At 37.9% G+C, this 13537-nt stretch carries 11 protein-coding genes; 3 read left to right on the forward strand and 8 right to left on the reverse strand.

What is annotated here, in order from left to right:
- Positions 1 to 213: 213 nt before the first annotated feature.
- The 3 genes from F6K23_RS16670 to F6K23_RS16680 all read right to left on the reverse strand — a co-directional run bounded on the left by F6K23_RS16670 (position 214) and on the right by F6K23_RS16680 (position 8285).
- Positions 214 to 6006 (reverse strand): neuraminidase-like domain-containing protein, encoded by a 5793-nt coding sequence (locus tag F6K23_RS16670; protein WP_293157608.1) that lies wholly within the window; start codon positions 6004 to 6006, stop codon positions 214 to 216.
- 395 nt (positions 6007 to 6401) lie between these two features.
- Positions 6402 to 7613, reverse strand: coding sequence for a transposase (locus F6K23_RS16675; protein ID WP_293157611.1), 1212 nt, complete (start codon positions 7611 to 7613; stop codon positions 6402 to 6404).
- Between the two features lie 114 nt (positions 7614 to 7727).
- Positions 7728 to 8285: a Tc toxin subunit A gene (locus F6K23_RS16680; protein ID WP_293157614.1), complete on the reverse strand. Its 558-nt coding sequence runs from the start codon at positions 8283 to 8285 to the stop codon at positions 7728 to 7730.
- Positions 8286 to 8446: 161 nt separating this feature from the next.
- On the opposite strand from F6K23_RS16680, the gene F6K23_RS16685 reads away from it, so the two are divergent.
- Entirely contained in the window at positions 8447 to 8872 is a 426-nt protein-coding gene (locus F6K23_RS16685) for a hypothetical protein (RefSeq protein WP_293157617.1), read from the forward strand.
- A gap of 130 nt (positions 8873 to 9002) precedes the next feature.
- On the opposite strand, the gene asnB is transcribed toward F6K23_RS16685, so the two are convergent.
- From asnB to F6K23_RS16710, 5 genes are all read right to left on the reverse strand, one after another.
- A complete protein-coding gene (gene asnB, locus F6K23_RS16690) occupies positions 9003 to 10931 on the reverse strand; it encodes an asparagine synthase (glutamine-hydrolyzing) (RefSeq protein ID WP_293157620.1) in 1929 nt (642 codons plus the stop codon).
- 102 nt (positions 10932 to 11033) lie between these two features.
- Positions 11034 to 11231, reverse strand: coding sequence for a zinc ribbon domain-containing protein (locus tag F6K23_RS16695; protein WP_293157623.1), 198 nt, complete (start codon positions 11229 to 11231; stop codon positions 11034 to 11036).
- Positions 11232 to 11289: 58 nt separating this feature from the next.
- Positions 11290 to 11889, reverse strand: a complete 600-nt coding sequence (locus F6K23_RS16700; RefSeq protein ID WP_367267729.1) for an RNA-guided endonuclease InsQ/TnpB family protein — start codon at positions 11887 to 11889, stop codon at positions 11290 to 11292.
- Positions 11890 to 12029: 140 nt separating this feature from the next.
- The gene (locus tag F6K23_RS16705; protein ID WP_293157626.1) at positions 12030 to 12221 is read right to left on the reverse strand and encodes a hypothetical protein; all 192 of its coding nucleotides are present in this window, start codon (positions 12219 to 12221) and stop codon (positions 12030 to 12032) included.
- Positions 12208 to 12330 carry a helix-turn-helix domain-containing protein gene (locus F6K23_RS16710; RefSeq protein WP_367267725.1) on the reverse strand — a complete coding sequence of 41 codons (123 nt, stop codon included), beginning with the start codon at positions 12328 to 12330 and terminating at the stop codon, positions 12208 to 12210. Before F6K23_RS16710 ends, F6K23_RS16705 begins: the two co-directional genes overlap by 14 nt.
- 220 nt (positions 12331 to 12550) lie before the next feature.
- Here F6K23_RS16710 and F6K23_RS16715 point away from each other — a divergent pair, with 220 nt between their 5' ends.
- Together F6K23_RS16715 and F6K23_RS16720 are read left to right on the forward strand one after the other, a co-directional pair.
- Complete coding sequence (locus tag F6K23_RS16715; protein ID WP_293157632.1) at positions 12551 to 12874, forward strand: hypothetical protein; 324 nt, start codon at positions 12551 to 12553, stop codon at positions 12872 to 12874.
- A gap of 245 nt (positions 12875 to 13119) precedes the next feature.
- Positions 13120 to 13419 carry a hypothetical protein gene (locus tag F6K23_RS16720; protein WP_293157635.1) on the forward strand — a complete coding sequence of 100 codons (300 nt, stop codon included), beginning with the start codon at positions 13120 to 13122 and terminating at the stop codon, positions 13417 to 13419.
- Positions 13420 to 13537: the final 118 nt, after the last annotated feature.

Genomic DNA, 13537 nt, shown 5'->3' on the forward strand with positions numbered 1-13537 from the left:
ACAATTCAATATCGTAGGGATTTGGGAACTAAACCCCCCACCAAATAAGGAAAATTAGGCGTTGCTGAATTGAAGTATGAATGCGCGATTGTTTGGTTCTAGTCAAGCCCCCGCGCATCCCCCAAAATTGGGGGACTTTTAGAGTTTTATTCCCCCCACGCATTGGGGGGTTAGGGGGGCTTGCATCATACCCAGAATCAGCAACGCCGAAAATTAATATTTCGCCGTATAACGAACAGTAATCTCAATATCTTCAAGTTTCTCCAGAGTAGACTTATGCTTAAACTTAACTTGTTTCTCCTGGATAGCTTTCACCGCCGCCGGAACAGATAACAACCAAGTAGATTCTACACCAGAACCTTCAAATGGTAATAATCGTCCTTTTTGCTTCGGTGTCATCGTTGCTGTATCTGTCTCCACACCTAATAGCTTAATTTTGCCGTAAGCACAAACCTTTTGCAAAGTTCGTTCTTTAGCAGAATATCGGTTAGAAATTTGAGTTAATTCTGCTGCTATAGGATTGCTACCTTCTAACCCCAAGAATTTCACCTTAACACTCTGAATACGTCTTCCGAACTCCTCTGGAAAATCTTCCTCAAACCAAGACTCCTGAATATGAATCACAGCTTTTCCATGAGTCTTCAGACTTGTCAGTACATCCTCATCTTTTTCCTCTAGGGAGAAAGTCCGTGTTATAGCTTGCTCATTATGGAGAGTCTTTTGCAAATAACTGTACTCCATTTGTTGGAGATTCAGCAATAACTTCTGACCTGATAATAAACCATGATAAACATCATCCCATTGAGGTCGAATAAATATAGTTTTTTCTCCTGTTTCCTCTTGATACACCCTTTCTGCTAATAAACAGAAACTAACAGTCTGGTCAAACAGAGTGCGATAAAGTTGCCTCAAATTATCAACATACCACTTGAAAAACATTTCGTTAGTGAAACGTTTTTGATTAAATGCTGCCAATGTCTCAGCGTCTTGTTTATCTCCTTTAATATCTTCAAGAACCTGTTTTTGTATCTCTAACTCTATGTTTGATACCTCAGTTTCCTTTTCAATTATCTCTATTGCGTTCTCCGCTTGACGCTCTTTAAATGAGGTTTCTCTCTTTTTTGTTTGCAGTTCTGATGCTGTTTGATACCATTCAATTAGTATCTCTTTAAGCTCACTTGAAGTTTCCTGTGAATTATCTACACCCTCTGCTGGTCCTTCAGGTCTAAAACCACCCCCAGCAAGTCCAAATACATTAGGTATGGCTTTTAAACCTCCTACAACTGCTTTCATTGACAATGATATTAACTTTATCCTCCGCATTACTGCATAATACTTTTCAATTGTAGCATCAATGACATCTATCAATGTCTTTTCATATTCATAAAGATCGTGCTCATCTTCAGTTTGTTTTTTCGTGTTTTCTTGAATCTCAATATTTTTTTCTAGAGCTTCAATTGTTTTCTCCTGCATCAATATCGCCGAATCAAAGGAAATTAAACTGTCTGCTAGGTTTTGATACTGGACGTTTTCATAATTCTCCCAATACTGCAGCAAATTAGTTGACCAGCTAATTAAATCTTGCACATAACTGCGAGCGCGACTGAGTATGTCATCAAAACTATAATTCAGAGTTCTGGTTGCTGGTTGTTGAGGTTCTGTAAGTGAAACTCCAGCAAGAGCTGCTTGTTGCAACACTCTGGGGTCAACAGGAGGAGCAAGTAGAGGTATATTCAACGGCGTTCCATCTATTGCCAACCAATGACGTAGATTATATAGTCGTTCCTCTATTGTCTGATAGAGTTTGATGATTTCTTCGTCGTAAGGTTCTATAAAATCCTTGTTTGTCACTTCTCCTAAAGTCGGATCGCTCCAGTCTTCTCCTATTTGAATATTTCCTAAAGACTCTGTGCTTTCTTTGAATAAATTCTTCGCCTCCACATAATACATTTTTGCTTGACGCAGAGTTTCCGTTGTAATCTGACGATAATAGTAATCTCCCTGTTCGATCAGGTTTTGTATGTATTGACGAATGGTAGATATGCGATAATAATAGGGAATCTCACGAGCGATCGCATCTGGGTCATTGATACCCAAAGCACTAATTCCGTTTGGTCGATATGCTAAAGGATAATTTCTCCAAGGATTACCTTTGAGGGTAGGATCGTAAACGTGCTTTAACCATTTCTTGGCTAAATCAAAGTTCTGGGATTGAGTGTACTTGTAAGCTACCATTAAAGGAATGTAGTGGAAGATTTCCCAAGCATATATGCCATAAGGTCCCCAGAAATCCATATATTCATCAGGTTTGGGGTTGGAGATGTTCTTATAAGTCTCGGTTTCTTTCAGTGCATCTAAGTAATGTTGAATCCCTTCTTCTTTGTAGTTTTGATGAGCTAAATCAAAGAGTTGATGAATGTCGTAATATGGGTGAGCTAGTTCGACTACTCGTTGAATGGCGGTAGAGTAGAGATTTGTTGTATAGAAGGAGTTGTTATGAGAAAACACTAGAAAACGCTGATCGGCTAAACTTGGATTATCTTGTCTGTGGTTTCTAACGAAGACCGCTCGCTCTTGAGTAAAAGAAATGACTCTAAATGTGAATAGTGTTTCTTCTTTTCTCCTAGGTATGTTTTTATAGTCATCTATACGGTGATAAAACCACCTAACACTAAGTTTAACCCTAATATCAAACTCTGTTCCTTGGCTTTCATTTTCGTCAAACGAAATGGAACCATGGTTCACTAGCAGAGGAGACAAAGGAAGAGGCTCTTTTGTCTCCTTACTGTGGCTCAAGAATAAAGGTGCCCATTCATCAAAGGAACCGTTGCTAGCAATGAATTCTAGATCAGTAAGATCATGGTGACTGTTACTAAAGGTCTCAGAGTCATTTACCTGATATTGAGTTTTATTTAGGAAGTAGTAGGCTTCTCGGCAATTCAATTCCCATTTTAAATTGATTGTACCACCATCATTGAGTTCCGGAGGTAGCCATTTTATCTCTATCCCAGTTAACCACTCATTAGACCATTCCCGGTTGTCTGGTAGTATAGAGAGCCATTCTATAGGAGGGTATGTATTCTTTCCAGGAACTATAATTAGTGGTGGAGTAGGTACTTTGCTAATTGCATAGTAACCATTTGGCTTTTCATCTTCTTCAATAGAATCATCAGTTGTTTTCACAACGGTTTCTTCTTTTGAGGTAACAGAAAAGAATAACTCAAGAGGATTACTAATACCAGAAGAAAAATACATTAATATCTGCTCTACTGTGGGATCAAAAAAAGGTTGATAAATTTGAACCTGTAGCTGTTCTACAATATTTTCTCCCTCATATTCAATCTTAATCCCCTGAGGTGCAATCTTTCCGTCTATTTCCACCACACTATTCCTCGGTTGCCCAAAACTGCCATCAGTATTTTGACGACAATATTTAGGTTGCAAATAATAAAGTCTTGTTTGACCATCTTCAGAACGGGTTTCAAACAACTCAAACCAATACATATATAATCGATTCCAACCATAACAGGGAGCTACACCATAAATATGTTGCTGACTAAATACTAGCTCCGCTTTTATCCAACCACCCCATTCAAAAGCATACTTACTTCCTGCTTCCAGCTTAGTTTTATCAACCCTCAACAACCGATAGTAATAACTATTCGTTTCCCAAGTTGCCTTTGCTGTAAAACAAAATTCAATAGAATCCCTTAATTCTTGAGAAGTAAAACCTTCTACCCGCAACTCTGATAACTGCTGTAGTTGCTGCAAATATTGCATCACTGCTTGCTGTACCATCTCTTCATTCAGAGCACCTTGACCTAAACTTTGTTCAAAGGTTTCAAAAATCTCTGTCTTATGCAAACGTAATGTGGGTTCTATATAACTAGAAGGATATAATCCTAATTTTTCGTTCGCTTCCCATAACCGATACTGTTGTGATAGATCCCAATCTTTTTTGAGATTCTCTAACTGACCTGATTTCCAATTTGCATCCTCGACTCCCTGGATCATCCGGTTAATATACAATTGCACTGCACCAGTACATTCTAATAAACGAGTTGTGGGTACTTGAGAGGAAACATTGACATCCAGGAGCAAATATTGATAAATATCTTCCCAACTCTTGATTTTATCTTGCAGCAGTTCGCTCTTACCAACGACTTCATTCATAAAGTTGGCAACTAAAGCATCCCTAAGTTCTAAATTGATAGCATCTGTCGCTATTTTTTTGCGTACTTCGTCATTTTGACGATTTAATCCTAATTTGACTGCTGCGACTGCTGCTTCCCACTCAGGTTCATTACCATTTGCATTATTTAATTGATGGAGTTGTTCTCCCGGAATATGCAAATCTTGGCAAAGTTCTATCTGACGACGCAAATACTCTATTTGTTGTACAGTTTTCACCAAACCGTTAGCAATTTCTTTAGTTAAGTTGGGAATATCTTCTACAGACCAATCTAAAAATGCAGCTAATAGTCGGTTTTGTTCTTCTACTTTATCAAATTCATCCTCATTGACTGTTGCTAGATAAACTAACCAATGTTTAGAACTGACTTGAGCATTCAATAGAGTTTTGAACTTATACAGATAATATACTTGCTCCAGAGATAGGTCACGACTCATTTCTGTTACTAACCATTCTGGTTTTTCCGCAGCAATTAATACTGTATATGTGTCTAACTCCAACTGAGATACAACTATTCCATGACGATTAAAGTTGTACAGTAATTCCAGGGTCTTTTTATTTAGTTTTGCTTCCTCTGAGTCTGGATATTGCCACCCTAATAATTGCTTAAGTGTCTGATAATAATCTGTTCCCATCCATAGCAATATCACAGGGATAATTTCTTGACTAAGTTCGCTCAGTTTCTCTGTAATAATTTTGGCAAGAGATTCTTGTTGTCGTCTTTGGAAATTACCAATTTCTCCAATTAATTCTTGTTTTTGTCCTTCTGCTGCTTCTGTGAGTTGATATCCTGCTGTTATTTTCTGATTGATAATTGCTGTTACCCGCTCTGCAATATGTTTTGTTTCAACATTTAGAACTAATCCATAGTTATCAAGAATTTTTGGATCGCCTTGTTGCAAGAGTCGATACCACTCTTCGGAAGGAATAGTTATGATTTGGATTGTATTCTCATCATTCCCTTGGATAATTTGCCAACTTTCATAATTAGTGAAACTGAATTCTACAACTCGTTGCTCTTGAATATCCTGTGCGAGTAAATCCAAAAATTCACCTGCTTCTATGGTTGGTTGCAAAGTTCCTGCATCATCCGGTGGTGTTAAGATTGTCAGAATGTTATCTATTGTCAGGTTATTACCTTCTGCTTTCATCCACTCAGATAAAGACACGAGTTTGTCTAATGCTGATAATACATCAGTTACTTTTTCTCCAGGATGAGCAAATACCTTAGTTAGTCCTAATTTTTCTACTAATTCAATTCCTTTAGCAATACCCCACTCAAATAATGTAAATACCTTGACTAAACGGTACATTCGTGCTAATGCTGCTTTGTCAAATACTGCATCTAGCTTATCATTGGTTATTGCTTTGACAATAGCATTGTATTCTACAAAAGTGATGCGCAAACCAATAATCAAATATTCTTTGAGGGAAGATTCTAAATCGGCAAATTTTGTATTGCCATCTTTGAGAACTTCTACTAATGCTGGTGCTGCATTCCCAAATATTTGTCGCAGCAGGGAAGTCTCTTGTTCTCCCATGCGACGATAACTATTAACTTCTGTCAGTATACCGACAAATTCATCTACACTAAATTGATATTTGTGGCTCCAGTATAGATAATGGGCAACAACATTTAGTCTGTCATTATCAATTAGTCCGTTTGTATTTTCTATTGTATTGAGTAACCAGTCTAATTGATAGTATGGTATATTTGTCCTTTTATGGAGACGGATGATGCGGTTGAAGCGATAGAAGAAGTCGTCATCTAGATATGTTTCGTCGTCATAACCCATCACTAACTTTTCACGCACTGTATTGAGAGTTAAGTTATGACCGTTACTGATATAGGTAGCATAGACTTCGTTTGTTTGATAGTTGTTGTCTGCGTCATCTTTGACTCTGTAGTTGCGGTAGAATTGATTGAATTCTTCTGTTGAAAGTTTGGTTGCTTCTCGGAAGTTGTCTACTTGAGAAAGAGAAGAATATTTTTCACCAATTTCTGCTGGCGATGATGCTCGGTTGTAAATCTAAAGATTGGCTACTTTACCTTTATACCAGTATGAATCACTTAAACTACCATCCAGAGTCGTCACTTCCTGATTTGACATACTCCCCGGCGTAAACGCATGAGGATTCCCACTTAAATAGTGATTCTTGGTTCAATGACAGAACTTACTAAATCTAGTTGCCTATCATCAGCATTGGTTCAAGTCTCCCCAAGCGTTTCCGTTAGCGAAGCTCCTCCGTAGGAGGCTAAATCGGCAGTTTCCGTATGCCCTACGGTACTGTTATTCCACTCAATACCTACTGCTTCTAATCCACGTTTTAAGATATTAATTGCAGCGTTTGTATCACGGCAAATTTCTGTATGACAACTAGGACAAACATGAGTACGAGTTGATAGAGATTTTTTAACTCTATGCCCACAATTAGAGCAGTCTTGAGAGGTGAAATTAGGATTTACTGAAACAACTACTTTGTTCCAAATCTTTCCATAGTATTCAAGCCATTGAATGAATTGATACCATGAAGCGTCAGATATTGACTTGGCCAGATGATGGTTTTTGACCATGTTTTTTATGTTGAGGTCTTCATAGACGATAACATCATTAGATGCTACTACGCACCGAGCTTGTTTGATAGCCCAGTCTTTACGTTGTCTACTAACCTTCAAATGGCATAACCCTAGTCGAATTCTTGCTTTGTGGTAATTGTTTGATTGAGGCTTTTTGCTTTTAACAAACTTTTTACTTAACTGCCGTTGTAGACGTTTTAATTTTTTTTCTGATTTCCTTAAATATTGAGGATAAACAACAGCATTATCATTCTGGTCTTTGTAGAAATATTTTAATCCTAAGTCAATTCCTATTAGATTACCTGTATAATTTCCTGACTCTTTTCTATCAACATCTAAACAGAATTGACAGTAGTAACCATCTGCACGTCTAACAACCCTTACTCGGTTAATTTTAAGAGTGAATAAATCCTCTCTTGTTTCTGAGTTACAGTACAGAGAAAATTTGCCAGCTTTAAACTTATCAGTGAATGTTATCAACAGACAATCATCTGATAATTTCCAACCAGATTGTTTATATTCTACTGACCGAGAATGCTTTTTAAACTTAGGGTAGCCTTTCTTTTTTACCCCTTCTTTACAACGACGATAAAAGTTGTTGATAGAAGTCCAAGCCACTTCTGCTGAGGCTTGTCTAGCTGAGGAGTTTAACTTATTTACAAAGACAAACTCACTCGCTAATATCTTGCTCAGTTTATATAAACGTGACTTATTCACCCCCTGATTATCCATCCAGTATCTAACAGCTTTGTTTCTGATAAACTGTGCTGTTCTGATAGCTTCATCTAGAGATTTATATTGATTTAAAGTCCCGTTTAATAGCTTGGCTTCTCTTACTAACATTGCTATCAGTTTAATTTATATAGTATTATTTTATCATATATTTTGGCAGATAAAACTATGAGCTGCAAAAAAATCCGATCAGATCAAGTCCCCCTGCCCTAGAAGAGGGAGGCTTTAGACCCTATTTTTCGGTAAATTATCTTCGTTTAATACCAAGTCCTCTAGATCGGGACGACGAACAATTAAATCGAAATCTGGATTAACATTCTCGATCGCCTTAGCCAAATCATAAATATACTTAAGATATGCTGCAGGTGATTGGGTAGACTGAATTGAACTAGGTTTAACGTAGCGAGTAGGAGCATCTTGACTTAAAGCTTCTGATGCTGTATTCTGGAGTTCCTCTGGCAGTAGTTTTTGCAGCGAACTAACAGACATATCCAGAGGGTTATTTCGTTCATCAAAAGGCAAACGAAAATCCCGCAGAGTATTAGCAACTGGTTCATTAACAAACAGAGTTTCCCTGGCCTGATTTTTTAGTACAGCAGAAATATATTTGGCCTGACGGAAATTCTGAGAACCATTACTCATCAAATCTTTTTGGTCTGTTTTTTCCAGATAATTGTAATAGTCAGTAATTGTTTCTAGTTGATCTACTTGATCTAGGGAGTTAAAGCCAAAAGATGTCATTAGTTCTTGGACAGCTTCTTGGTTAAGTATGGAGTAATTCATATTTGGTTTTTTGTCCGTAATTAAAGAGGTGGGTTGCAGTTCTATAATTTGCTTGTTATTAACAACATATAGTTTCTGGTAATTTTTTGAGGTTAAGTTATTTAAAACTTTGTTTCAGTATTTATACTTATTAGTAGTTATTCAAAAAATTGGTAGACAAAATGACTTCTAATCTGATAGCAATAAGCATAGAAGGGTTATTTACCGAAAAATTGGGTTTAAAGCCTCGCCCTTGTAGGGCGACTTTTTATTTGAGCATGCAAGTGAATTGGATATATGCTAAACTGTTATTAGTTGCCGGGGGGCACTCGGAAACTCTAAACGGACGTGGAGGGAAGCATCAGACTACCGCCAAGGAAGCAGCACCCTGTGTTAGCGGCAGCTATGCGAAGCAAAACGTCAACCCGCCGAAGAGCTACGGCTCAGTAGGAATCCCCGCGCCTTTAGGCCGGGGAGGATGTCAATGTAGGTGTATAACCCATATCTTTGTTACTGAAGCGATCGCTCATTGTCATAGGGCGTTGCTGATTCTGGGTATGATGCAAGCCCCCCTAACCCCGCAATGCGTGGGGGGAATAAAACTCTAAAAGTCCCCCAATTTTGGGTGATGCGCGGGGGCTTGAGCAGAACCAAACAATCGCGCATTCATACTTCAATTCAGCAACGCCCCCCATAGATTATGTCAAAAACTAACTCCATTACTGCAAGTTTTTTGAATTAAACTAGCTCAAACCTTTGTTGAAGAAAATAAGCACTCAGCATCTTCATCAAAGCTATGTCTACAGAAGAGCGTTGCTTTTCATCCATATTTGGTAATTGATCGAGTAAATCAATAATTGCTGTATGGTTATAGAAAGGTATATCAGACATTTCCGAACTCCGGAGGGTATCTTGAACAAGTTCTTGTAATGGTTCATTTGGCTTGAAAGTAGAGGGAGGAGTCAGAAATTGATGTTTTTGGCGTTTATAAATTGTCTCAGTAATTAATGGTTTTGCTGCTTCTCTTAAAACATACTTTTCTGTCAGACCACGAATTTTCATTGAAACAGGTATATTCCGAACTAATTCCACAACTTTATGGTCTAAAAAGGGCAGCCTTCCTTCAATTGAATGTGCCATCTCAACACCATCACCTAACATTCGTAAAAGGTAATTAGGTAACATGGTTTTAGACCACAAATAAAAAGATTGATGAACAGGTTCTCTTTTCGCAAGTTGTCCTTGTACATCGATCTGGTTGAAAAAGATACGATATACATCTTTTTGGTCAAACTTAGCAATAAATTCTGGAGAATACAGAGGAACAGACCTGAGATATCCATCAGCAAAAGCTTGTATCCAAGATGGAACAAAGCCTAACAAACGTTGAACAGTATTTCCAAGTTTATTTGAATTTTCTTCAGCTAGTGATAAACTCACTGAAACTTGATTCTTCTGCTTTAAATATTCTAGTAATTTTTTTACGGTTTCCTCGTCCTGGTCTTGTTGGTTTTGGAGCAACATATCTTGGCAAAAATGAACATATCCTCCAAATATTTCGTCAGAACCTTCCCCTGTAAGTACAACTTTATAACCTGCATCTGAAGTTGATTGACTTAACAGATATTTTGCAGTTGTATTGGCATTAATACACAGCCTTTCACAATGCCAAATTGAATCTGAAAAGTGTTCAGCTAAGTCAGATTGAGTAATAGGAATAATATGCAAATTTGCACCAGTATATGCTGCGGTTTCACGAGCAAGTGATTCTTCGTCATAAGCTTCATGATCAAAAGCAAGAGTAAATGCCTGAAGAGGTTTAGCACTGTGTTTTGCTGCTATTCCTAAAACTGTAGATGAATCAAGACCACCACTGAGATAACATCCAACAGGTACATCAGCTCTTAAACGTAGTTTTACGGCTTCATCTAATGTATGGCGGAGTTGCTGAATATAATCGGATGGAGTTTTTTGTGATGAAGAATCATTAATTACTGGATAATCAAAATCCCAATAACATTGTAGTTTGATTCCTGAGCGAGATGCGATTAGAAAATGACCGGGTGGGATTTGATAAATATTAGTAAACAGAGTCCTATCTGGAGCTAAAATACCGCATTCAGTTTGCCAAAAAGCTTCATGATCCCAAGCAGTGAGAACTCCCGCAGCGAGTAAAGCTTTAATTTCTGAAGCGATATAAAGCGTATTCTGATAGTAACTATAGTAAAGGGGTTTGATGCCAAAACGGTCTCGTGCTGCGAAAAGTAATTCATTACGTTCATCCCACAGAACAAAAGCAAATTCACCTCTGAGATGATGTAGGCATTGTGTTCCAAACTCGTTGTATAAATGAAGAGCTATCTCACTATCAGAATTTGTTTTTAATTTATACCCCCATCGTCGCAAATCACCTTGTATCCGCTCAAAGTCATAAAATTCTCCATTAACAATTATATGTAGAGTTTGATCTCGGTTAGCAATGGGTTGTTCACCATGATTAATATCAATAATACTAAGTCTTGTATGTCCCAGAGCAACTCGACGATCAGGAGAAATCCATAACCCTTTTCCATCTGGACCTCGATGCTTTAAGGAATCCATACCTAGTTTTAAAGATGACTCTGAAATTTGCTCATCGTTTGAAAACAATGCTACTATGCCACACATGAAATAGCTCTCTTACTTTTAATTGATGTTTTATAAGTATACTAAAAAGGAGCGTTGTTGACATCCTCCCCGGCCTGAAGGCACGGGGATTCCTACCGAGCCTTAGCTCTTCGGCGAGTTGACGTTTTGCTGGCGCAAAGCTCCGCTAACACAGGCTGCTGCTACTTTTGCAGTAGTCTTACGCTTGCCTCCACGTCCGTTTAATGTCTCGGACTGCCCGCCCGCGACTAATATATTTATCGCTGCATTCTCGTCTCTATCATGTTTTGCACCACAGTTGAGGCACTCCCATTCTCGCACCTTAAGGTCTAGCTTCCCACCTTTAAAGCCACAATTTGAGCAAACTTGGGATGTTGGCTCAAGGGCGACTAATTACTCTGAAATCGCGACCATATTTTTCTGCTTTTCCTTCTAAGAAAGTCCTGAATGTTCTCCAACCTAAATCAGAAATTGCTCTGGATAATTTACGGTCTCTTGGTGCGCGTTCCCTTGCGACTGGCGTCGTCGCGGGGTCGCACCGCTTTTTCACCATACCAGAAACGTTTAAATCTTCTAAAACAACTGTTTGGTTTTCACGAATTATTTCAGTAGATAATTTATGTAGAAAATCTGTCCTTGTATCTTTCAGCTTGGCATGAAATTTAGCTACTCTAACCCTGGCTTTTTCATACCTTTTAGAGCCTTTAGTTTTATGAGATAATGACTTACTTAACTTTTGATACTTCTTAATTCGTTTCTTTAGTGGCTTAGGAGCATCAACCTTTGTACCGTCACTAAATGTAGCAAAAGTTTTAATACCTAAATCTATACCTACTGAACTATCAGTTCTCAGTAATACTTCTGGTTGTATTTCTACTACAAAACTCAAGAAATATCTATGAGCGGAATCTTTGATTACTGTTACTGATGATGGAGCAGCAGGTAACTCTCTTGACCAAACTATTTTCAGCTTTCCAATCTTGGCTAAATAGACTTTATGTTGACCAACTTTAAATCCTCATGAGTGTAAATCTGGCAGTTTGTTTTGATTTCCTACTTTTGAATTTAGGAGGTTTAATAGATCTACCTTTTCTCTGGCCTTTAGTCGATTTAAAAAAGTTAGAGCAACGCCTGGTTTAAATCATTTAAAGATTGCTGCAATGGTATAGCAGAAACCTCTGATAACCATTCTCTGTCTTCAGTCTTTTTCGATTGAGTGATAAACTTTTTTTGTAGTTGAGAATTATTGGGTTTCTCTTCTCCCAATCTATACTTTTCTTGACAACAAGCTAGGCTATCATTCCAAACCACACGAACACAACCAAATAGCTTGGCGCTCTCGGTATTTTTGTCCAGGTGTTGGATATATGCGATACTTAAATCTAGCTTTCATAATTCCTATTTGAACTAACAGTATCATAACATATTTATAGAAATAAAATCAACTAAAAAGTCGCCCGCTTATGGGCGAGGCTTTAGACCCAAATTTTCGGTAAATCAAGAGATGAAACTTTAAGGGTCATCCTGCTGTGATAGCTCCGAATAACTAACCAGAGTAGCTAAAGGGTTTTACTCTTACCAGAAAATCATCTTACCTATTACCAACGCCAAGCCGATAAATGCCAAGAATATTGAACAGTATGAATAGTTATAGAGATCAAGAAACGATCATTGAAAATTTTGACTGGAATCAGCTTTCCCTAGAGCAGTTGAAGTTGATTCAATCTAAAATTTGTAAAGCCATTGATATTAAGAAACAGGACTTAAACTTGACGCAAATTCAGCAGTATAAGGCAAGTTTAGCTAAAGTCTTTCCTACTCGTATACGCAGCTCACTGTCCGACTATCAAAAGTGTGTTTTCATCACCACACCAGCCTTGGCAGCAAACATTTCCTCAATCCTCAGCGGATCGAAGCCTGTATCAAATGGATTAGCAAAAACTTTCAGGCTTGCGTCGTGCTAGTTGGCGATACTATATACCGACTAACAATCCAGGTTACACAAGAACTTAAAGAGGATGAAGCTTTGTTTGAGGCAATTCGCACTGGAGAGAAGTTTATTAATGAAAACAGTTACCTGTTCGACCAATACTCCCAAAATTGTAAGTTCGAGTTCCAAAAGGCATCTCAAATTGAGAAGCAATCATAATTTGAGATTTATTACCAGAACTTCCAGCATCTTTATCAAAAAGACTAATCCTTTCAAAACATGGTCAACTCATTTGCCCAGATATATCTCAATCGAGATGAGCAGATGAAAGGGGAAAATCAGCCAAAAGATTATAACAAGGAAAAAATATATCTCGGTACAACTTACCTTCTTGAGGAATCAGCTTTATTGACCTGTCTCGCCAAACAAGGATGGTCAGTTCTTGTTTATCCGGGTTCAATCAAAACCTTTGAAGAAATCTCGGAGGGACTACACCCAGAAGTACCATTACCGCTCAAGCAGATGGTCTGGGTTAGTTTGCGCCTCAAAAAGTGGAATGCTAAAAGCAAGGAGGAATGAGAATTTTTGGAGATGTCTATTAGACCTCTCCAAAAATCAAAAATAAAATCAATTCTTATCCATAAATTATCCATTATTCTTCCCTTTTCCCTGTCCCCTCTTTTATGGAGATGTCTAT

The organism is Okeania sp. SIO2C9 (assembly GCF_010672455.1).
Lineage (GTDB): Bacteria > Cyanobacteriota > Cyanobacteriia > Cyanobacteriales > Microcoleaceae > Okeania.

What these genes read in the sequence shown, in the direction of transcription:
- F6K23_RS16675 (WP_293157611.1), bottom strand. Translation starts at nt 7,613, where the DNA reads ATGTTAGTAAGAGAAGCCAAGCTATTAAACGGGACTTTAAATCAATAT.
- F6K23_RS16680 (WP_293157614.1), bottom strand. Translation starts at nt 8,285, where the DNA reads ATGAATTACTCCATACTTAACCAAGAAGCTGTCCAAGAACTAATGACA.
- F6K23_RS16685 (WP_293157617.1), top strand. Translation starts at nt 8,447, where the DNA reads ATGACTTCTAATCTGATAGCAATAAGCATAGAAGGGTTATTTACCGAA.
- asnB (WP_293157620.1), bottom strand. Translation starts at nt 10,931, where the DNA reads ATGTGTGGCATAGTAGCATTGTTTTCAAACGATGAGCAAATTTCAGAG.
- F6K23_RS16710 (WP_367267725.1), bottom strand. Translation starts at nt 12,330, where the DNA reads ATGATACTGTTAGTTCAAATAGGAATTATGAAAGCTAGATTTAAGTAT.
- F6K23_RS16715 (WP_293157632.1), top strand. Translation starts at nt 12,551, where the DNA reads ATGAATAGTTATAGAGATCAAGAAACGATCATTGAAAATTTTGACTGG.
- F6K23_RS16720 (WP_293157635.1), top strand. Translation starts at nt 13,120, where the DNA reads ATGGTCAACTCATTTGCCCAGATATATCTCAATCGAGATGAGCAGATG.